Raw genomic sequence first — 18,838 nt, forward strand, 5'->3', positions numbered from 1 at the left:
GTCTTTTAAAAGTTCCGTTCTCATCGTTTTCTAATCTAAATGCGGAATGCACGTTCGTTGTAAGGTGGTGATTTGCCTCTATTTTTGGTAGACTATATAAAGGAAGTCGAAAGGAAGAGATAGCTTGTCAAACTTATATAATGATACGGTCAGACTCCTTGCAGTATGTGAAGAATGCATAACAAGGCATGCAGCAATGAGGGAATTGGACCGTGAACCCGATTTCTTTAACGAAGTAAAACCTTACGCAGATACAAATCATAAACTGTTGGACGATTGGTCCGATGAAATGCGACAGCTCATACGGACAGAAAAACCGAAATACGTACATTTGCAACAAATCGAATCATTAAATGACTCGATGAAGCAGTTTATCGTGCAATCTTTTTATGCGAAAACAGGGAAAAAGCGCTTCATCCTTTCAATTAACTCTGCAATGTATACATTAAAAACTGTCATAGATGCACTACAGTCGGAACAGGGAGATGGACAATGACAAGAAAGACTGTTCAAGATGTGGTCCAAGAAATGCTACAAGATCCGGATTTGAAAAGGAACATTAAGCATTACGAAAAAATGGATGGGAAACAAGCCCAATATGCTTCATTTCCAGAAATATTGCATCCGTCCATTGTAAAAGCACTTGCGAGTAAAGGCATTACGCAACTTTATAGCCATCAACGTGAAGCATTTGATAGTGCAACGTGTGGACAATCCATCACTGCGGTTACGCCGACTGCTTCAGGTAAATCACTCTGCTATCATTTGCCAGTGCTTCAGCAAATTTTAGAAGATGATGCATCCCGTGCATTGTATTTATTTCCGACGAAAGCACTTGCGCAAGATCAGTTGGCAGATCTGCACGAATTGATTGAAGCGAGTGGAGAAACCATTTTAAGTTATACGTATGATGGCGATACAGCACCAGGATTACGGACGAAGGTGCGCAAGTCGGGTCATATTGTATTGACGAATCCAGATATGTTGCATTCTGGTATTTTACCGCATCATACGAAGTGGGTGTCCTTGTTTGAGAATCTAAAGTACGTCATCATTGATGAACTGCATACGTACAAAGGCGTGTTTGGAAGTCATGTGGCGCATGTACTCAGAAGACTAAAACGGATTTGCAACTACTATGGGTGTGATCCAATTTTCATATGCACATCTGCGACGATTGCCAATCCGCAAGATTTAGCAGAATCGCTGACGAACACTAAGATGAAGTTAATCGCAAATAACGGCGCACCCGCAGGCGCAAAACATTTTATCTTTTATAACCCACCTGTCGTTCATAAAACGTTTGGGATTCGACGAAGTGCTATTCTTGAAGTAAGGGATATCGCTTCTTATTTATATCGAGAAGGGATTCAAACAATCATCTTCGCAAAAAGCCGCGTGCGGGTAGAGATGCTCGTCACCTATATGAAGGAATTGACGAAGAAAAAATTATTCGACTCGACGATTATGGGCTACCGAGGTGGTTATTTACCGTCAGAACGAAGAACTATTGAGAAACGGTTACGTGATGGGGAGATAAAGACGGTTGTCAGTACGAATGCGTTGGAGCTAGGAATTGACATCGGTCAGTTACAAGCATGCATCATGACGGGGTATCCAGGAAATATCGCAAGTGCACTTCAACAAGCGGGCAGGGCAGGAAGAAGACAGGACGACGCGCTAATCATCTATGTTGCGCAGTCAATGGCGCTTGATCAATACATTATTCAGCATCCAAATTATTTGCTAGGACAGACACCTGAAGAAGCGATGATCCACCCCGATAATATGTTGATTTTAATGGACCATTTAAAATGTGCATCGTTCGAATTGCCGTTTTCACTGACAGAAATGTACGGCGAATTTGAGGTACAAGAATTGCTCGCGTTTTTAGAAGCGGAAGGTGTACTTGTCCGAACGTCCGATAAGTGGCATTGGATGACCGATCGATTCCCGGCAAGTGAAATCAGTCTGCGTTCTGCGTCGCAAGAAAATGTCGTTATCATCGACAAAACGATTCCGAAAGGGACTGTTGTCATCGGAGAAATGGATCGATATAGTGCCATGACCCTCTTACACGAAGAAGCGATTTATATCCACCAAGGCAAACAATATCAAGTCGAAATTCTTGATTGGGATGAAAAGAAAGCATATGTGCGCGAAGTCGATGTCGACTATTATACGGATGCAAACTTAGCTGTCGAGCTGAAAGTAATTAGCGAAGACGAAAAGAAACCATTCGGGAAGGCAACTGTCGCATTTGGGGACATAGCTGTACTGGCGATTCCTACTATCTTTAAAAAGATACGGTTTGATACACATGACAACATCGGCTCCGGTCCGATTTCATTGCCAGCAGAAGAATTGCACACATCATCGACATGGTATTCTTTTCAAACGCCGGACGGTTGGAAGGAATCAGATTTGACAGACGCACTCACTGGTGCAGCGTATGCGATTCAATCATTCATTCCGCTATTTGTCCGTTGTGATCGTACGGATATTCATGTAGTGCCACAAGTGAAGGCCATTCATACTGGCCAACCGACGTTGTTCATTTATGACAGCTACCCGGGGGGCATTGGGTTAAGTGAAAAGCTGTTTAATCAGTGGAAAGAACTATTGGAGCGTGCTGCTGAACATGTACGCAATTGCCGATGTGAAAACGGCTGTCCCGCTTGTATCGGTGCGCAGGAAGAAGGCATACGGATGAAAAAAGATGTCATTGTTCTTCTGAATGCGCTTATTGGAGGCGAAAGCAATGTCTTACGAAGCAAAACTGATGCAAATGAAGAAGCTTCTGAAAAAGAATACAACTGAACCTCAAGTAGTCGAGGAGCAATCTGAACGTCCCATCCCGCCTCCTCCACCATACGAAGATCGTTGGTTGCATGCAGGGTTGACGAAGGAAGTCAATGAGTTTGGGATCGTCTATAAACGGATTGTGAACTACGACTTGCATCACCAACATGGGAAATTCCCACTTTCAGGGCTTGTGCATACGATTGATTCGTGGCGGACATCCCGTGAACCACATCCGTTAGCGCTGAATCCTTCAAGACCACTTGTCTTTTTTGATACTGAGACAACGGGTTTAAAAGGGGCGGGCACACTAATATTTCTAATGGGCTTTATCGAATATACAAATGAATCCTTTACATTAACACAATATGTCTTGGCTGGACCTGATCATGAAGCTGCATTTCTGTATGCTTCTAAACTTTGGGAACAACCGAAGTCGATTGTCATGTATAACGGGAAAAGTTTTGACATGCCCCAAGTCCAAACGAGATGGACGATGAATCGTGAGCACCTTCCTCCGCTAATAAAACATACAGAGATCGATTTATTGCACGGTTCCAAAAGAATTTGGAAGAATGAAATGACCACTTTTAAACTGACTGCAGTGGAACAAGAACAACTTGGTTTTTTCCGTAAAGACGATGTGCCAGGTCATATGGCGCCCATCATTTATCAAGATGCTGTGAAAAACGGACGAGCGGAACTGCTGATGAAAGTTTTGCTTCACAATGAATGGGATATATTATCACTCGTCACGCTGTATACACTGTCTACAAATTTGTTGTTGAAAAACGAACAAGCCGCTTCCTCGACTACCAAAACGAATATTGGAAAGTGGTATGCTGATTTAAAGTCCTACCATCGTAGTAAAGTAGTCTTTGAGAAGGTGATTGAGACGTATGGAGAAGATGAGCCGCGTGCCCATTTCCATATTGGATTCATCCTAAAGAGAGAAGGCGACTACACAAATGCTGTTCAAGCATTTCTTATAGGGGCTGCAGGATTGGCGAGCAAAGAAAAACTCATTGCCTATGAGGAATTGGCCAAGCTCTATGAACATAGGATGAAAGAGTTTGGAAAAGCGTTGGATTGGACGAAGGAGGGAATTATGCTTTTGCAAAGGGATTCAGACTTTACTTCCGATTACAGAAGGAAGAAGGGAAATGAGTTTGCACATCGGGAAATGAGATTGCGTAAGAAACTATTTCCCGGGGAAGCGCAGTAACCGACAAAATCCTACTTCTTTTCACGATATGGAAAGACACAGATGTACAAATTATGCTATAATTGCGATGTGTAAACATTGATGGAAGGGCGTCATTTTATGGAAATAAAACTGGATTCGAAAACGATTCTTGAAAAAGAATTTAAAACTGCAATGCGTGGATACAACCAAGAAGATGTAGATTTATTTTTAGATCAAGTCATACAGGATTATGAAGCTTTCAAAAAAATAGTAGCTGACTTACGCTTAGAAAACGAAAAGTTGAAAGAAGAAGTTGCGGCTGCGGCGAAACGTCCTGCGTCAACGAATACGAATACGACGAACTTCGATTTGTTAAAAAGGATTTCAAACCTTGAGAAGCATGTATTCGGCAGCAAATTGTATGATTACGAATAAGCAAGTTGCTTAAAAACCGTTGTGATTTGTTGAAAATTGTTGTATACTGTTGAAACCATAGTGTGAATTCAGGTAATCGCTGCAACGTTAGTTGTAGAGGAAAGTCCATGCTCGCACGGTTCTGAGAAGACCGTAGTGTTCGTGCTCGGCGAAAAAATAAGCCGGGGCTTCGCGCTTAGCGCGTTGACGGCGGGAATAAATCCTACGTTTGCTTCGACAAATATGGATGAGGTTCCCTGAAAAGTGCCACAGTAACGTAGCTGGCCTGGAAACGGGTCGGATGGAACGCGGTAAACCCCACGAGCGAGAAACCCAAATTATGGTAGGGGCACTCTTCTGAAGGAATTGAACGGAGGAAGGGACAGACTATGTCTGTAGATAGATGATTACCACCCATCGTACGAGGCGTAAGCCGTTTGAGTACACGGGAACAAAACATGGCTTATCGAATTTACGATGGTTCAACAATAACAATCAATGCTCTCCTTTTCGTTTGGAGGGCATTTCTTCATTCATAGGCAATTGAATGAATTCTAGCAACGAAACACACACTACATAAGAATGAATGTACGAAAGATCCAAGCGTGCTAGTGTCTTTTACAAAGAGGTTCTAATAAGAGTCCCTTAAACACGGCTGAACAATAATCCTCTTTTTGTAGCACGTTAGAAACGGAGTTGAAAATGTATGTCAAACTATAAATTAGTCGCCACTTCCGCGATGGGGCTTGAGTCAATAGTTGCGGATGAAGTGAAGGAACTAGGGTTTCAAACGACAACTGAAAATGGCAAAATCTATTTCGAAGGTGATGAAACGGCAATTGCCAAGACAAACATGTGGTTGCGCGTTGCAGATCGCGTACGTGTGATTGTAGGGGAATTTAAAGCAACTACTTTTGACGATTTGTTTGAACAGACAAAGTCCTTGCCTTGGGAACAGTATTTGCCTGTTGACGCCAATTTCCCTGTCGCAGGAAAATCTGTCAAATCAACGTTATATAGTGTTCCTGATTGCCAAGCAATTGTGAAGAAAGCAATCGTTGAAAGATTGAAGACAGCATACAAAAGGAACGGTTTTCTTGATGAATCCGGCCCGTTATTTAAACTGGAAGTATCCATTTTAAAAGATAAAGTTACGCTCACAATCGATTCAAGTGGTGCCGGCTTGCACAAACGCGGTTATCGAGTTGGGCAAGGTGATGCACCGCTTAAAGAAACGTTAGCAGCAGCGCTCGTCAAATTGACGAAATGGAATCCTGACCGTCCGTTCGTAGATCCTTTTTGTGGATCAGGAACCATTCCAATAGAAGCAGCAATGATCGGGCAACAAATTGCACCCGGATACAATCGGGAATTCAGTAGTGAACATTGGCCTTGGATGAAAGAAGCCATTTGGGATCGCGTACGTGAAGAAGCTGAAGAGTTGGCAAAATATGATCAGCCGCTAGACATTACAGGATTTGATGTAGATCCAAAAATGATTAAAGTAGCTCAACAAAATGCAGTAGAAGCGGGTTTTATGGATCTAATCCGATTTGAGCAACAAGATATTAGAAATTTAGCTGTAGAAGGTTTGAATGGCGTACTTGTCGGAAATCCTCCTTATGGAGAACGTTTAGGAGAAATCGAAGAAGCTGAAGATATAACAAAAACGATTGGCCGTATTATGGAGCACTATCCATCTTGGTCAGTTTATATGTTATCTTCACTTGAAAACTTTGAGACAATGTACGGCAAGAAAGCTACAAAAAAACGGAAGTTGTTCAACGGCTTCATCCGTACAGACTTCTATCAATACTGGGGTCAACGACATAAGTAAAAATTAAGTGGTTGTGACAAAATGTGAAAAATGCATGAAGGTCAACTCGCCGTCATGCATTTTTTCTATATGCCTACTTACTTTAAAACGGTTCTTTTTTAAACTTAAGAGTGGATCGGAGCGGAAAAAGGACGACTCCTGCGGGATTTAGCGCGATTGTTGAGACCCCGCAGGAAGCAAAGCGAAGCGTAGCGGACGAGGAGGCTCAAGCGCGCCCCGCGGAAAGCGTGCCTTTTGGAGCGCAGAGGAACGGTCTATATAGAGTTTTTTCTAACCTCTACCATATGCTTAAAAGAAAGGGTCGATGCCGATGAAGCGTCAAATGCCATTTGTATTATCAAAAGAAAAATCATTTTATGAATCGTTGAATGACTGGATTGGCGATACGTTGTATGACGATCTAACAGAAAAAGGTTTCGAATGTCGAGATGAACAGATTTATATGGCATTTCAAATCGAGCAAGCATTAAAAGAAAAGAAAGTCCTAATGGCGGAGGCTGGGGTCGGAACAGGTAAAACAATCGCATATTTATTACCGGCCATTGCTTATGCACGCTATACCGGAAAGCCTGCATTGATTTCTTGTGCGGACGAAACGTTAATCGACCAACTTGTGAAAAAAGAAGGCGACATCCATAAATTAAGTGAAGCATTAGCGATTGACATTGATGTAAGATTAGCAAAAGCGAGGGACCAATACCTCTGTTTGAAACGACTAGAGGAGACCGCCGATTCATCAGAGGAAGAATATGCAGATATCGTTCAAAGTGAATTACCTGAATTTGTACGAGGGAACGCATCACTTCAATCTATTTTTCCGTACGGTGAACGCTCAGATTATCCTGATTTGAATGATGAACAGTGGAAGTCGATTAATTTCCATCCAATCCAACAATGTGCAGCTTGTGATGTGCGCAATCGTTGTGGGCAAACGATCCACAGAAATCACTACCGGGAATCAGTCGATTTGATCATTTGTTCACACGACTTTTATATGGAACATATTTGGACGAAAGAGTCGAGAAAGCGACAAGGACAATTGGCATTATTACCAGAAGTATCAATGGTCGTTTTTGACGAAGGTCATTTGTTAGAGTATTCTGCGCAACGAGCATTGACCTATGAAGTGCAAAATAATACGTTATTGAATCTATTGGAACGGGTAATGGTCGATGGCATTCGTGAAGAGACATTGCAATTGATGGAGCGTCTGATTGATGCCCACGAGCATTTTTTCCGTTTGCTTCGCACAAATGCAAGCAATCATGATGAAACACGAAAAGCCATTGCGAAAACCGATGAACTTGTTGCTGTAGGAAAAGAAGCAATGACAATTTCGACTGCGCTATTGGAAGAATTCGTGTTTGAAGGTGAATTGTACATTATTCCGGAATATGACTTGACGATGGTTGAAGAGTATTTGGAACAATACATTTTCTCGTTGGAACTATTCATCTCTGACAATGAAGCAGTTGATTGGTTGGAGGAAAGAAAAGACGAAATGACGCTTATTATTATGCCTCGTCTCGTTACAGACATTTTAAGAGAAAAGTTATTCTCCTCAAATATTCCAATTGTGTTTTCATCAGCAACTTTATCGGTCGATCAGGACTTTTCTTACATCCTCGATAGTTTGGGAATTGAAGAATTCCTATCATTCTCTGTGGATTCACCATTTGACTATGAACAAGCGATGGAAGTTGTTCTAGCTGACGTCGATTCAGGTGGAAAAACAAATTATGTAGAAAGTCTCCTTGAAAATGAGGAACAAACGTTGATTTTATTCAAATCTGAAGTATCAATGCGTGCGTTCCAACGTGCACTTTCTGATGAACACAAGCAGAACATTGCGTTTGAAGGAGAACGTGAACTATCGGCGATCATTCGGGATTTCCAACAGAAGAACGTGCGCATCCTTTGCTCTTATCATTTATGGGAAGGGCTCGATATTCCGGGGGACGCTTTAACGAGAGTTGTCATCTATGATTTACCGTTTCCACCAAATGATCCGTTGTTTAATGCGCGTAGAAAAAATGCGAAGCATCCTTTTGAAGACGTTGATTTACCATTTATGCTTTTACGTTTACGTCAAGGAGCAGGCCGCCTCATTCGCACTTCCGAAGATTATGGCAGTATACATGTCTTAATGGAAGGTTCAGAAAAAGAGCTGAAAACAACTGTTTCAAAAGCTTTCCCAGTGGAAAGCAAGACAGTTGTACGCAAATGAAATAAGAGAAGCTGTCTTTCATGGTAAGAAACCCATCGTAAGACAGCTTTTGTTATGCTTGCTCATCAATTGTTAAAAGGACATTCATCGTTGTCCCGCTGTCAAAGCGAAGCGGTAACTTGAATGCTTGTGTAAAGCCATAAAGCTTCGTTTCACCAACCATAACTGTCGGCGTCGAAATGTCGAGTGAAAAGTCATGTTGTTCCAAAACGGTACACAAATTTCCTGCAACCATATTGCCTAATTCGCCTGTAAAGGATTCAATCATTTCACCTTCAATACGCATACCGAACATGGATTGGCCAATCATTTGAATGATATCACTATTTGCATCGAGGATTAATCGACCTTTTATCGCGCCAACCATCTGGATGAGAACACTTAACTCCTTCTGTTCATAAGGTTGGGACGTCAGAACTGGTGAAAGCACATCAAATTTAAGGGGTATGATTGTCGTTAAAGAGGAAATAGCACCGTTTAACACTTTTTGAATCGTTGATGAAGTACTCATAAAGGCACTCCTTTCCTTCTAATATGTATAGTCTAATAATACCATTATCGAGGGAATAAAGTATAGAGTAATTTCAAAGCACTTTGTAGGTAGTTAGATTAGAAAAAAGTGTTATGATTAGATGTGGAATCAACTAGATGGAAGGGTCGGGAATTATGTCTCATACTGATGTTTTAGAAAGAACAGCCATCCATGGACAACTGTTCAAGGAAGGTAATGACGAAGATCGAGTAAGAAAAGCACATTCCTTAGCACAAAAATTAGTAGACGAGGAATTTGTTATTGGCTTTGCTGGACACTTTTCAGCAGGGAAATCTTCAATGATTAATGCACTGACCGGGGAAGATCTCTTACCTTCAAGTCCGATACCGACAAGTGCGAATATCGTTAAAGTGAAAAAATCAAACCATGAATTTGCAATTGTACATAAGACAGATGGATCTACCGTAAAATTTGAAGGGCATGGATTTTTTGATGCTATCAAATCATTTAGCAAAGACGGAGCGGAAATTTCTCTTATCGACATTGGCCATCCGCAATCTGCACTGCCAGAAGCGATTACCGTAATGGATACGCCTGGTGTCGATTCAACGGATGATGCTCATCGCTTGTCAACAGAATCGGCATTACATTTAGCCGATCTCGTCTTCTATACGATGGATTATAACCACGTCCAATCGGAATTGAATTTTACGTTTACAAAGGATTTATTGCGTTTCAATCCGAATGTCTATTTAATCATCAATCAAATCGATAAGCACCGAGAAAGTGAGTTGTCGTTTGATGCGTTCAAGCAATCTGTGGAAGACTCATTTTCGTTATGGGGCGTAGAGCCTAAAGGGATTTTTTATACATCATTACGTGCCATGGATCATCCCCATAATGATTTTGTAAAAGTAAAAGCAATAGTAGAAGGGTCTATGGAAAACTGGAAAGAACAGTTTTTATCAAACGCCCAGCAATCATTACGGAAGTTTGAAGAAGAACACGTGAACTTTTTGGAAGATGAGATAGCTGAGCGTCAAACAGCATACGCGCATCTAATCGATGAGGATGAATGGGGTCAATCTGAAGATTTACAAAAGGAATTGAATGCAGTAAAGAAACGTGTATCGCTCCTGTCTGCAGATGCATTTTACGCAACATTCGAAAGGGAACGAAATGAGTTGTTGCGCAACGCATCTATCAGTCCATTCGATACACGCGAGTTGTTGAAACTGTATTTAGAAGCAAAATCACCTCGGTTTAAAGTAGGTTTTTTATTCGGAGCGAAAAAGACAGCTGAGGAAAGAGAAAAAAGGAAAACGGAATTAGCGAATAATCTTGCGTCCCTTATCCATACACAAATTGAAGTCCATTTGAAGGCTTTAATGAAACAAACATTGAAAAATGCAGGTCTGATGTCCGATGAACGTTCTATGGAAATCGATGAGATGAATATGCAAATTCCATTTGAGGAAATTGATGCGCATTTGAATGTATCTGATGTTATGACTGGCGATACAATCTTAAACATGGCAGATCAAATGAAAACAGCAATTCAACAAATCTTCCGTAAGCGGACGGATGACTGGAAAATGAAAATGTCTGAACTCGCTGCGTCAACCGGTAATGAAGAAGCTGAACAACTCCAGCATACCATCGATGTGTACGAACAAAAACTGTCCGCTATCTATCAGGTGGAAGAAATTCGAGAACAACTGAAACAGTTTGAAAAAAGCTTGGCGTCGCCTTCAGCAAAATTGCTTGCTGACAGTCGACAGTTGTTGAAGGAATGGCAAGTACGTGAAGACATGCAGACGATTGACCTTAGTCAGATGGAAACGGATAGTCAAGTAGTATCCGAGGATGAGATCGTACATACAGAAGAAGTTATGGAACCTGAAGTTGTACATCATACTGATGCACAAGCTGTCATCGATCGAGCACTTCACATAGCAGATGCGGTTATGCATATTCCTGGATTCTCAGATACCGCAACGTACTTACACAATAAGTCAGACCGGTTAGCCCAACAAGAATTCACTGTCGCTTTGTTTGGTGCGTTCAGTGCTGGAAAATCATCATTTTCCAACGCACTCATGGGAGATCGTGTATTACCAGTGTCACCAAACCCAACAACCGCAGCCATTAACCGTATTCGACCTATTCAGCCAGGAAAAGAGGATCGAACTGCGGATGTCCATTTAAAATCAGTTCAGCAGATGACAGAAGATGTCGCTTTTTCATTTGATGCTTTAGGCACACCCATTACATCATTAGAGGATGCATTCAACAAAGCGGAAACTGTGCTGACGAAAGCATTAGAAGATGAAAGTCTACATATCCATAAGACGTTCATACGCGCATTCCAAAAGGGATATCCAACGTACGGTGGGCATTTAGGTGAGACGATGAATGTTGATCAAGCAGAATTTACACGATTCGTTGCTGAAGAAGACCGTAGTTGTTTTGTCGATGCAATTGATTTGTTCATTGATTGTCCGTTAACGAGAAAGGGCATTACGCTTGTTGATACTCCAGGTGCTGATTCCATAAATGCCCGCCATACGGATGTTGCTTTCGAATATATCCGTAATGCGGATGCGATTTTATTCATCACGTACTACAATCACGCATTTGCCCGTGCAGATCGCGAGTTTCTTATTCAACTTGGCCGTGTCAAAGATGCATTTGAGTTAGATAAAATGTTTTTCATCGTGAATGCAATTGATCTTGCGGCAAACGAAGAAGAAGCGGAAGCAGTGAAAGACTTTGTGAAACAAGAACTGACGACTTTTGGAATCCGTCACCCGCGTGTTCATGGGATTTCCAGCATCCAGGCGCTTGAAGCGAAACTGAGCAATGAAACGGAACCTGCCATGGCCGAATTTGAGCAATACTTTGAACGCTTCTTAGAAGAAGATCTCAAAAGTTTAGCTGTTCAAGCATTGGAAGATGAAGTGTCGAAAACCGTTGAACGGCTCCGTACATTAATTGAAAGAACGGAATTGAACCAATCCCGTAAAGCGGATCGCATGCAGGAACTTGATCGATTTGAACAAGAAATCCGCTCGCATTTTTCTCAACGCTTTACAGAGGTCATTCGAAAAGCGTCTAGCAACGAATTAAATGAATTGGTTTATTATATTTTACAACGGGTATTCCTTCGATTTGGAGACTTCTTCAAAGAAGGGTATAGTCCGTCGACATTTGCCAATTATTCTTCAGACAAGGCGCTGCACATTGCGTTAGCAGAAACGGTTCAAATGGTCGGTTTCGATTTATCGCAGGAGTTAAAAGTGACGAATTTACGTATGTTGAATTTCATGAATAAGCAATTGAAAGAGCGTCAACGAAACGAGTTACGCCGACTCGCGGAAAAAGACCGATCCATTGCACCCTCTCCATATGAAACAGAGGATGCAGTAATGCTTTCATTCCCTCAACCATTTGAAGATCCTACCATCTATAAAGATGTAAATCGTGCATTTAAAAACCAAAAAGCGTTTTTTGAGAAAGGTGAACGGTTAATCTTAAGAGACTTGTTGGAAGAGCGTTTAAAAGAGGATGCCTCTATGTATTTAGGGAAAGAGAAAGAGCGGATTGAGCAATGGGCGGAGCAATGGATTGAAACGGAAGCGGAAGGTCTCCGTCTTCATTTAATGACGCAAAGTCTACAACAAATCGAATCCGAGCGCGCTCTCTTACTCGATGCTCACCAGCTGGAGGAATGGCGGCAGGTTTACGGTAAAATCCAGTTGAAGGAGATGGGTTGACATGCAAAACTTTTTTAAGTCGATTACACAAGTGGATGCTCAAGTCGTAAAGTGGATTGATACACGATATGATTTGCAAAATCCAGCACTCGGTTTGCAAAAATATGGAGAAAAACATGTCGAAGGCGCGCTCTATTGGGACCTTGAAAAGGATTTGTCAGATATGACGAAGGATGCTGGCAGACACCCGCTACCTGACAAGGAAGCGTTGACACATTTATTCAGAAAGAGCGGTTTGGAGTTGGATGATGAAATCATCGTTTACGATGACGGCGGAAGTCCTTTCGCTGCCAGAGCATGGTGGATTCTGCAATATGCTGGTTTTAGGAATGCCTTTATCGCAATTGAAGGGTTTACAACATTCGAAGAACATGGTGTACCGCTGAGTCAAGAACGAGTAAAACCGTCTCCTTCAAAGGTAGAACCAGAGTGGAAGGAAGAGATACTAGCAACTCGAGAACTAGTCGAAGAGACTGTTCATGGCAATCGGAATCATGTGTTGTTGGATGCACGCTCCGCTGAACGATACCGAGGTGAAGTTGAACCGATCGATCCAATTGCTGGACGTATTCCGGGCGCATTGAACTTTGATTGGGAACAATTGAAACAGAGTGGTTCCTTCAATTTGAATGAAGACATGAAAGACCGATTAGAGGATGTCGTTCAAACAGATCAGTCAGTCATCGTATACTGCGGGAGTGGTGTGACAGCAGCACCGCTATATGCGATGCTGAAGCAGAACGGTTTTGAACATGTCCGCTTATATGTTGGGAGTTACAGTGATTGGATTTCCAAAGAACCGATCGAAATTGAAAAAAGTTGAAAAGAAGGCGGAATGACGATGCAAATGAAATATGCCATTATCGGGGATGTTCATTCTTCGAAAGAAGACTTGAAAAGCGTATTGGCGCACATTAAACAAGAAGTACCCGATGCGCTATTGATCGGAACAGGCGATCTTTTTGAATGCACGATTAGTAAACGTCACGTTAGTGAACATCGTTATAATAATCTTGCAGAAGTCATGCTGTTACCCGATGGATTTGTCGAGTTATTAACTTTTCCATCGGTCAAAGGGAATCAGGAAGAACGAATTCTGCTTATTACAAATACAGATGACCCATTACTCGGCATTCTTTCGGCAATGCCCGAAAAAATCGAACTTGGCATGGCTGAAGTCATTCACGGCCACCAATGGAAATGGGGAGGAAATCCTTGGGCTTTAATAGAACCTGAAGTTTCTCAGCCTGTGACATTTTACGGCCATAGCCATACGTCAGGCTTACAACGAGATGGTCATGTGGAAGAGGTTTTGTTATTTGGGCAGCCCTACGAACTCGGGCAAGAACAGACGCTTGTCAATGTAGGGGCAGTTATCGACGATCAGGAATGGGTTCTTTTTGATAGCATCCAAAACACTGTGACATTCATGAAGGCAAAATAATAGAAAGAGCATTTACCGACAACAGGAGAACCTGTCAGGTAAATGCTCTTTTATTGTCCACTTTTATGGATTGCTTCGCGGGCGAGCGCATCTGCCGCTCGGTTTTCGTGATCTGGAATCCATTTTATAAAAAAGAAGTCAAAGGATTTTGCAATGGATAGAATTTTATGCAAGTACTCTTTATGTAGCTCATTTTTAACAAATTCATTCTCCACTGCTGCGACGACGACTTTCGAATCTGAACGGGCAGAAACGATTCCAGTCGTTAGTTTTGCAGCTTCTTCCATTCCTCTTAGGAGGGCAATAAATTCAGCAGTATGGTTATTTGTTGGTGCAATTGGCTCGGCAATTTTCAGTTGTTGCCCTTCACCTTTAATAAAAATACCGATTCCACTTTTCCCGGGGTTTCCAGCACTTGCTCCATCTACATATACTTCAAGCATGGCGTATCCTCCTTTCATAAGTTGCATCAGAATGGAAAGCATACTACAATAAATGTTACGATCAGGAGGCTTCTATGGATAAATTATCAATTATGAAGGAAATTGATGAACTGCTTGATACGTATTGTGAAGGGTGTTTTGTCAAACGTCAACAGAGAAAAGATAGCGGAAAGACAAAAGCCCATCAATTTTGCATTCAAACGTGTACAATCGGTGAACAATTACAGTTCTTAGGCAATGAAATGAATAAATTAACAAAATAAACCCGCCTTGTCATAGCTTGGCGGGATAATTCGTTATTTTTTACGTGATTGGTAAGACATTTGCCGCTTGAGGACCACGGTTTCCTTCAATAATCTCAAATGAAACGGTTTGGCCTTCATCCAATGTTTTAAATCCATCGGCTTTAATGCCCGTGTAATGTACAAATACATCTTCGCCATTATCCGTTTCAATAAACCCATACCCTTTTTCATTGCTGAACCATTTTACTTTACCTTGGTACATACTTATTCCTCCCTCGGCAATTCAATGTCTTCCCATTATTAACATGGTTGCATTAACTATACATGAATCGACAGTAAACGTCAATGATACGCCTAAATTTTCAGTCGACTCAACGAAAAGGAGCTCTAGCTTATGCAAACAATTATTCAGAAGTGTACAATGGCTGTCAAAAATATTTACAACGAATTCGATGCAAGTCACGATTTTGATCACATCGTACGTGTTTTAAAAAATGCTAAACAGATAGCAGGCACAATCCCACATGCTGACGTGTCCATCATTACGCTTGCTGTGCTGTTACATGATATCGAAGACCCGAAGTATCAATCAGTCAGCGCTCATTCAGTAAGTCAAATTCTATCTCAAGTTGGTGCAGACGAACAAACGATAGAGACCGTTCAAAAGACAATCAACAGCGTTTCCTTTAACGGTGGGAACGAGCGGGACATTACTTCCATAGAAGGTGCGATTGTTCGGGATGCGGACCGATTAGATGCCATGGGGGCAATCGGAATTGCACGAACGTTTGCATTTGGTGGTGCACGCGGTCGGAAATTATACGATGCGGAGGAAGTGACGAGGAAAGACATGACAGAAGCGGAATACCGCTCGAAAGAGACATCCTCTGTCACGCATTTTTTTGAGAAACTGTTATTGTTAAAAGAACGTATGGTGACGGATGAAGGAAAACGGCTTGCCGAACAACGTCATACATTCATGGTTACGTTCCTTCAACAACTGAGTGATGAAACCGATTTAGCATTGGATACACGATAAAAATCCATAGGAGTTTTTTCGTTGAAATTTGATATTTTAATAGCTATTACTTTTTCTCCTTAACATGATTTGTTAAGATGGACGTGTTAGGAGTGATGAATTTTGGATTGGAATGAATGGTTTACGAGGTATGAAGTTGTACATACGGGTATTGCATTAGGAGTCTTATTATTATTTTGGTTGTTTCGGAAAGTGTTTGCAAAATACATTTTTACACTCATTTTAAAACTGAGTAACAAAGCACCGAATAGTTTCTTTTCAACAATATTATTGTCGTTTGAAAAACCGTTTCAATGGCTTGTGACGATCATCGGTGTCTATGTAGCAATCGGGTATTTCCCCTATATCGATCAAAAAAATCTGCTATTCTTACACCTGATCAGATCGTCCATCGTCATTGTCATCGCTTGGGGTTTTTACAATTTGACAGGAGCTACCTCAAGTTTCTTTTCAGGACTGAACAATCGATTCAATATGCGAATCGATGACATATTAATACCTTTTATTTCAAAAGCATTGCGCTTCATTATTATTGTGATTACGTTGAGCATCATCGCTCAGGAATTTGGGTATAACGTCAGTACGTTCGTCGCGGGTCTTGGAATTGGCGGATTGGCGTTTGCGCTTGCAGCAAAAGACGCATTAGCACAATTTTTCGGTGGAGTGGTCATCATTACGGAAAAACCCTTTACGATCGGGGATTGGATCTATACGCCAACTGTCGAAGGAACAGTAGAGGACATTTCTTTTAGAAGTACGAAAATCCGCACGTTCGGTCAAGCGCTTGTAACGGTTCCCAATGCCACATTAGCGAATGAAGCGATTACGAACTGGAGTAAGATGGGCAAACGGCAAGTCTCCTTCACCATTCGAGTAGCGCCTACTACCGACAAAGATGCACTTCAAAGAAGCATTGAAGACATTAGACATATATTACGCAGTCATGAAGGTGTTCATCAGGAGACCATTTTCGTGAAGTTTGATGAATACAAGGAAAACGGCATGAATATTATGCTGTACTTCTTCACGAAGACGACCGATTGGGGAGCCTATCTGGATATAAAAGAAGAAGTAAATTACAAAATCCTTGATATCCTACGCGCAGAAGAAATCACCTTCGCATTGCCAAACACTAAACTGATTGTTGATGAAGAAGCATTATAAAAATAACAAACGGGTATCCCTCATTCAATGAGGATACCCGCTTTTTTTAATGCTGCTTCTGCACTTGTAATTTGACTAGGATTGTCCGCACTGACGGTATGCATATGGACGCCACCCTCTGATAAGTTGGACAAATATACGGCATTTGCTTCGGTCACTCGACGAATGAATGCTTTCACTTCCTGTCGATTGGATACCATGATCGATGCACGCAAATCTCCGTAAACAGGATGTTCGACTCGGACATCTTTTACAATTAACCCGTGATCTACAAGAATATTTAATTCCTCTTCAGTTTGTTCTGGTGTATGTTGGCAAACAAGTGTTTTTTCAATCTTATCGGGGCCGGATGATGTGTGCATATACAAATAGCCTTGACTTGTCGCGATAATCGGCTCGTCTTTTGCTTTTAACAACGTAATATCACCGACGATCACTTGGCGGCTTACGTTTGTCATTTCTCCTAGTTCTTTGCCCGTGAAAGGTTTTGTCGCTGTCCGTAATGTTTCCAATAGCAGTTCCCGTCTTTCTTCACCGGGCATCTTCATGTTGTCACTCATTTGCATCCCTCCAATCTTTCCATAATATCATATCAGTTTTTATGATTTCGTGTATAATGTAAAACTATACATACATAGAGGAGGGGTTCTGAATGGATCAATTATCTATTCACGTACAATTGACGAATCATCCGAAAGAGAAGCCGGCGTTTGATCAGCTTTCGTTCGGAACTGTTTTTACGGATCACATGTTTACAATGGACTATACAGAAGGTAAAGGATGGCATGACGCCAAAGTCGTCCCATACGAACCGATTATGTTGGATCCTGCTGCGATTGTCTTCCACTACGGTCAGACAGTATTTGAGGGATTGAAGGCATATGTCACGCAAGAAGACGAGGTGCTATTGTTCAGACCAGATGAGAATATGAAGCGGTTAAACCGTTCCAATGAACGTCTTTGCATGCCGGCTTTCGATGAAGAGCTCGCGTTAGCAGGTTTGCGGAAGTTAATCCAAATTGATAAAGATTGGATTCCTAATGTTGAAGGTACTTCGTTATACATACGTCCATTCATTTTTGCGACACAACCGTATCTTGGGGTTGCACCTTCGAAGACGTACCGTTTCATGATTATCCTTTCACCAGTTGGTGCGTATTACAAGGAAGGTATTAATCCTGTCCGCATTGCTGTAGAATCAGAATTCGTCCGTGCGGTTAAAGGTGGGACTGGTAGTGCAAAAACGGCAGGGAATTATGCAGGTGCAATGAAAGCACAAGAAGTTGCGGAGGCGAAAGGCTATTCCCAAGTGTTATGGTTGGATGGAAAAGAACATAAGTACATTGAAGAAGTCGGTGCAATGAACGTATTCTTCAAAATAAACGGAGAAGTTGTTACCCCTTCACTAAACGGTAGCATTTTAGAAGGGATTACACGCAAATCGGTGATTGAATTATTGCAACACTGGGCTATTCCGGTTACGGAGCGTCAAATTTCAATGGAAGAATTATTCGAAGCATATGAGTCCGGACTGTTAGAAGAAGCGTTCGGTACAGGAACGGCAGCGGTTATCTCTCCAATCGGCGAACTGTTTTGGCAAGATAAGAAGTTGGTCGTCAATCATGGCGAAATCGGCGAGTTGTCGAAAAAGATCTATGATACAATGACAGGGATTCAAACAGGAAAACTGCCTGATCCTTTTGGATGGCGCATGAAAGTAGAATTGTAATTCCAACAGGCGTCCTGTCATTTTGTGGCAGGATGTTTT

At 41.7% G+C, this 18,838-nt stretch carries 17 protein-coding genes and 1 other RNA gene; 14 read left to right on the forward strand and 4 right to left on the reverse strand.

From position 1 onward, the window contains the following. The first annotated feature begins 124 nt into the window (after positions 1 to 124). The 7 genes from ACVHUV_RS12300 (at position 125) to ACVHUV_RS12330 (ending at position 8,466) form a co-directional block, all read left to right on the forward strand. Entirely contained in the window at positions 125 to 496 is a 372-nt protein-coding gene (locus tag ACVHUV_RS12300) for a YppE family protein (protein WP_371390026.1), read from the forward strand. After that, positions 493 to 2,820 (forward strand): DEAD/DEAH box helicase, encoded by a 2,328-nt coding sequence (locus ACVHUV_RS12305; protein ID WP_462084754.1) that lies wholly within the window; start codon positions 493 to 495, stop codon positions 2,818 to 2,820. The genes ACVHUV_RS12300 and ACVHUV_RS12305 overlap by 4 nt, the downstream gene beginning before the upstream one ends. Further along, a complete protein-coding gene (locus tag ACVHUV_RS12310; RefSeq protein WP_462084755.1) occupies positions 2,762 to 4,027 on the forward strand; it encodes a ribonuclease H-like domain-containing protein in 1,266 nt (421 codons plus the stop codon). The genes ACVHUV_RS12305 and ACVHUV_RS12310 overlap by 59 nt, the downstream gene beginning before the upstream one ends. Positions 4,028 to 4,126: 99 nt before the next feature. Further along, positions 4,127 to 4,423: a cell division regulator GpsB gene (gene gpsB / locus ACVHUV_RS12315; protein ID WP_317941474.1), complete on the forward strand. Its 297-nt coding sequence runs from the start codon at positions 4,127 to 4,129 to the stop codon at positions 4,421 to 4,423. A 64-nt stretch (positions 4,424 to 4,487) separates the two neighbouring features. After that, positions 4,488 to 4,873, forward strand: an RNA gene (gene rnpB, locus ACVHUV_RS12320) — RNase P RNA component class B. Positions 4,874 to 5,108: 235 nt separating this feature from the next. Further along, on the forward strand, positions 5,109 to 6,239 hold the full coding sequence (locus tag ACVHUV_RS12325) for a THUMP domain-containing class I SAM-dependent RNA methyltransferase (RefSeq protein WP_462084756.1): 1,131 nt from the start codon (positions 5,109 to 5,111) through the stop codon (positions 6,237 to 6,239). Between the two features lie 310 nt (positions 6,240 to 6,549). Then, positions 6,550 to 8,466: an ATP-dependent DNA helicase gene (locus ACVHUV_RS12330; protein WP_462084757.1), complete on the forward strand. Its 1,917-nt coding sequence runs from the start codon at positions 6,550 to 6,552 to the stop codon at positions 8,464 to 8,466. 52 nt (positions 8,467 to 8,518) lie between these two features. On the opposite strand, the gene ACVHUV_RS12335 is transcribed toward ACVHUV_RS12330, so the two are convergent. After that, on the reverse strand, positions 8,519 to 8,977 hold the full coding sequence (locus ACVHUV_RS12335) for a chemotaxis protein CheX (protein ID WP_317941471.1): 459 nt from the start codon (positions 8,975 to 8,977) through the stop codon (positions 8,519 to 8,521). A 155-nt stretch (positions 8,978 to 9,132) separates the two neighbouring features. On the opposite strand from ACVHUV_RS12335, the gene ACVHUV_RS12340 reads away from it, so the two are divergent. Genes ACVHUV_RS12340 through ACVHUV_RS12350 form a run of 3 tightly spaced genes read left to right on the forward strand, consistent with a single transcriptional unit; the run spans position 9,133 to position 14,179 of the window. Continuing rightward, on the forward strand, positions 9,133 to 12,735 hold the full coding sequence (locus tag ACVHUV_RS12340) for a dynamin family protein (protein WP_462084758.1): 3,603 nt from the start codon (positions 9,133 to 9,135) through the stop codon (positions 12,733 to 12,735). Position 12,736: 1 nt separating this feature from the next. Then, positions 12,737 to 13,558 carry a sulfurtransferase gene (locus tag ACVHUV_RS12345; protein WP_462084759.1) on the forward strand — a complete coding sequence of 274 codons (822 nt, stop codon included), beginning with the start codon at positions 12,737 to 12,739 and terminating at the stop codon, positions 13,556 to 13,558. Positions 13,559 to 13,576: 18 nt separating this feature from the next. After that, the gene (locus ACVHUV_RS12350; protein WP_317941468.1) at positions 13,577 to 14,179 is read left to right on the forward strand and encodes a metallophosphoesterase family protein; all 603 of its coding nucleotides are present in this window, start codon (positions 13,577 to 13,579) and stop codon (positions 14,177 to 14,179) included. A gap of 50 nt (positions 14,180 to 14,229) precedes the next feature. Here ACVHUV_RS12350 and ACVHUV_RS12355 read toward each other — a convergent pair whose 3' ends face one another. After that, on the reverse strand, positions 14,230 to 14,622 hold the full coding sequence (locus tag ACVHUV_RS12355) for a ribonuclease HI family protein (RefSeq protein WP_317941467.1): 393 nt from the start codon (positions 14,620 to 14,622) through the stop codon (positions 14,230 to 14,232). 74 nt (positions 14,623 to 14,696) lie between these two features. Between ACVHUV_RS12355 and ACVHUV_RS12360 the strand changes: the two genes are divergently transcribed. Then, complete coding sequence (locus ACVHUV_RS12360; RefSeq protein ID WP_317941466.1) at positions 14,697 to 14,885, forward strand: zinc-finger domain-containing protein; 189 nt, start codon at positions 14,697 to 14,699, stop codon at positions 14,883 to 14,885. 40 nt (positions 14,886 to 14,925) lie between these two features. Here ACVHUV_RS12360 and ACVHUV_RS12365 read toward each other — a convergent pair whose 3' ends face one another. Continuing rightward, positions 14,926 to 15,129: a cold-shock protein gene (locus ACVHUV_RS12365; protein ID WP_317941465.1), complete on the reverse strand. Its 204-nt coding sequence runs from the start codon at positions 15,127 to 15,129 to the stop codon at positions 14,926 to 14,928. A 132-nt stretch (positions 15,130 to 15,261) separates the two neighbouring features. Between ACVHUV_RS12365 and ACVHUV_RS12370 the strand changes: the two genes are divergently transcribed. After that, positions 15,262 to 15,906 (forward strand): HD domain-containing protein, encoded by a 645-nt coding sequence (locus tag ACVHUV_RS12370; RefSeq protein WP_462084760.1) that lies wholly within the window; start codon positions 15,262 to 15,264, stop codon positions 15,904 to 15,906. 102 nt (positions 15,907 to 16,008) lie between these two features. After that, positions 16,009 to 17,070 carry a mechanosensitive ion channel family protein gene (locus ACVHUV_RS12375; protein WP_462084761.1) on the forward strand — a complete coding sequence of 354 codons (1,062 nt, stop codon included), beginning with the start codon at positions 16,009 to 16,011 and terminating at the stop codon, positions 17,068 to 17,070. 20 nt (positions 17,071 to 17,090) lie between these two features. On the opposite strand, the gene ACVHUV_RS12380 is transcribed toward ACVHUV_RS12375, so the two are convergent. After that, positions 17,091 to 17,630 carry a transcription repressor NadR gene (locus ACVHUV_RS12380; protein WP_462084762.1) on the reverse strand — a complete coding sequence of 180 codons (540 nt, stop codon included), beginning with the start codon at positions 17,628 to 17,630 and terminating at the stop codon, positions 17,091 to 17,093. A 92-nt stretch (positions 17,631 to 17,722) separates the two neighbouring features. Between ACVHUV_RS12380 and ACVHUV_RS12385 the strand changes: the two genes are divergently transcribed. Continuing rightward, positions 17,723 to 18,799 carry a branched-chain amino acid aminotransferase gene (locus tag ACVHUV_RS12385; RefSeq protein ID WP_462084763.1) on the forward strand — a complete coding sequence of 359 codons (1,077 nt, stop codon included), beginning with the start codon at positions 17,723 to 17,725 and terminating at the stop codon, positions 18,797 to 18,799. The last annotated feature ends 39 nt before the right edge of the window (positions 18,800 to 18,838 follow it).

It is taken from the genome of Sporosarcina saromensis (assembly GCF_054901285.1).

Excerpts from the sequence above, each read along its gene's own strand:
- ACVHUV_RS12305 (WP_462084754.1), top strand. The coding sequence starts at position 493 with ATGACAAGAAAGACTGTTCAAGATGTGGTCCAAGAAATGCTACAAGAT.
- ACVHUV_RS12310 (WP_462084755.1), top strand. The coding sequence starts at position 2,762 with ATGTCTTACGAAGCAAAACTGATGCAAATGAAGAAGCTTCTGAAAAAG.
- gpsB (WP_317941474.1), top strand. The coding sequence starts at position 4,127 with ATGGAAATAAAACTGGATTCGAAAACGATTCTTGAAAAAGAATTTAAA.
- ACVHUV_RS12325 (WP_462084756.1), top strand. The coding sequence starts at position 5,109 with ATGTCAAACTATAAATTAGTCGCCACTTCCGCGATGGGGCTTGAGTCA.
- ACVHUV_RS12330 (WP_462084757.1), top strand. The coding sequence starts at position 6,550 with ATGAAGCGTCAAATGCCATTTGTATTATCAAAAGAAAAATCATTTTAT.
- ACVHUV_RS12335 (WP_317941471.1), bottom strand. The coding sequence starts at position 8,977 with ATGAGTACTTCATCAACGATTCAAAAAGTGTTAAACGGTGCTATTTCC.
- ACVHUV_RS12340 (WP_462084758.1), top strand. The coding sequence starts at position 9,133 with ATGTCTCATACTGATGTTTTAGAAAGAACAGCCATCCATGGACAACTG.
- ACVHUV_RS12345 (WP_462084759.1), top strand. The coding sequence starts at position 12,737 with ATGCAAAACTTTTTTAAGTCGATTACACAAGTGGATGCTCAAGTCGTA.
- ACVHUV_RS12350 (WP_317941468.1), top strand. The coding sequence starts at position 13,577 with ATGCAAATGAAATATGCCATTATCGGGGATGTTCATTCTTCGAAAGAA.
- ACVHUV_RS12355 (WP_317941467.1), bottom strand. The coding sequence starts at position 14,622 with ATGCTTGAAGTATATGTAGATGGAGCAAGTGCTGGAAACCCCGGGAAA.
- ACVHUV_RS12360 (WP_317941466.1), top strand. The coding sequence starts at position 14,697 with ATGGATAAATTATCAATTATGAAGGAAATTGATGAACTGCTTGATACG.
- ACVHUV_RS12365 (WP_317941465.1), bottom strand. The coding sequence starts at position 15,129 with ATGTACCAAGGTAAAGTAAAATGGTTCAGCAATGAAAAAGGGTATGGG.
- ACVHUV_RS12370 (WP_462084760.1), top strand. The coding sequence starts at position 15,262 with ATGCAAACAATTATTCAGAAGTGTACAATGGCTGTCAAAAATATTTAC.
- ACVHUV_RS12380 (WP_462084762.1), bottom strand. The coding sequence starts at position 17,630 with ATGAGTGACAACATGAAGATGCCCGGTGAAGAAAGACGGGAACTGCTA.
- ACVHUV_RS12385 (WP_462084763.1), top strand. The coding sequence starts at position 17,723 with ATGGATCAATTATCTATTCACGTACAATTGACGAATCATCCGAAAGAG.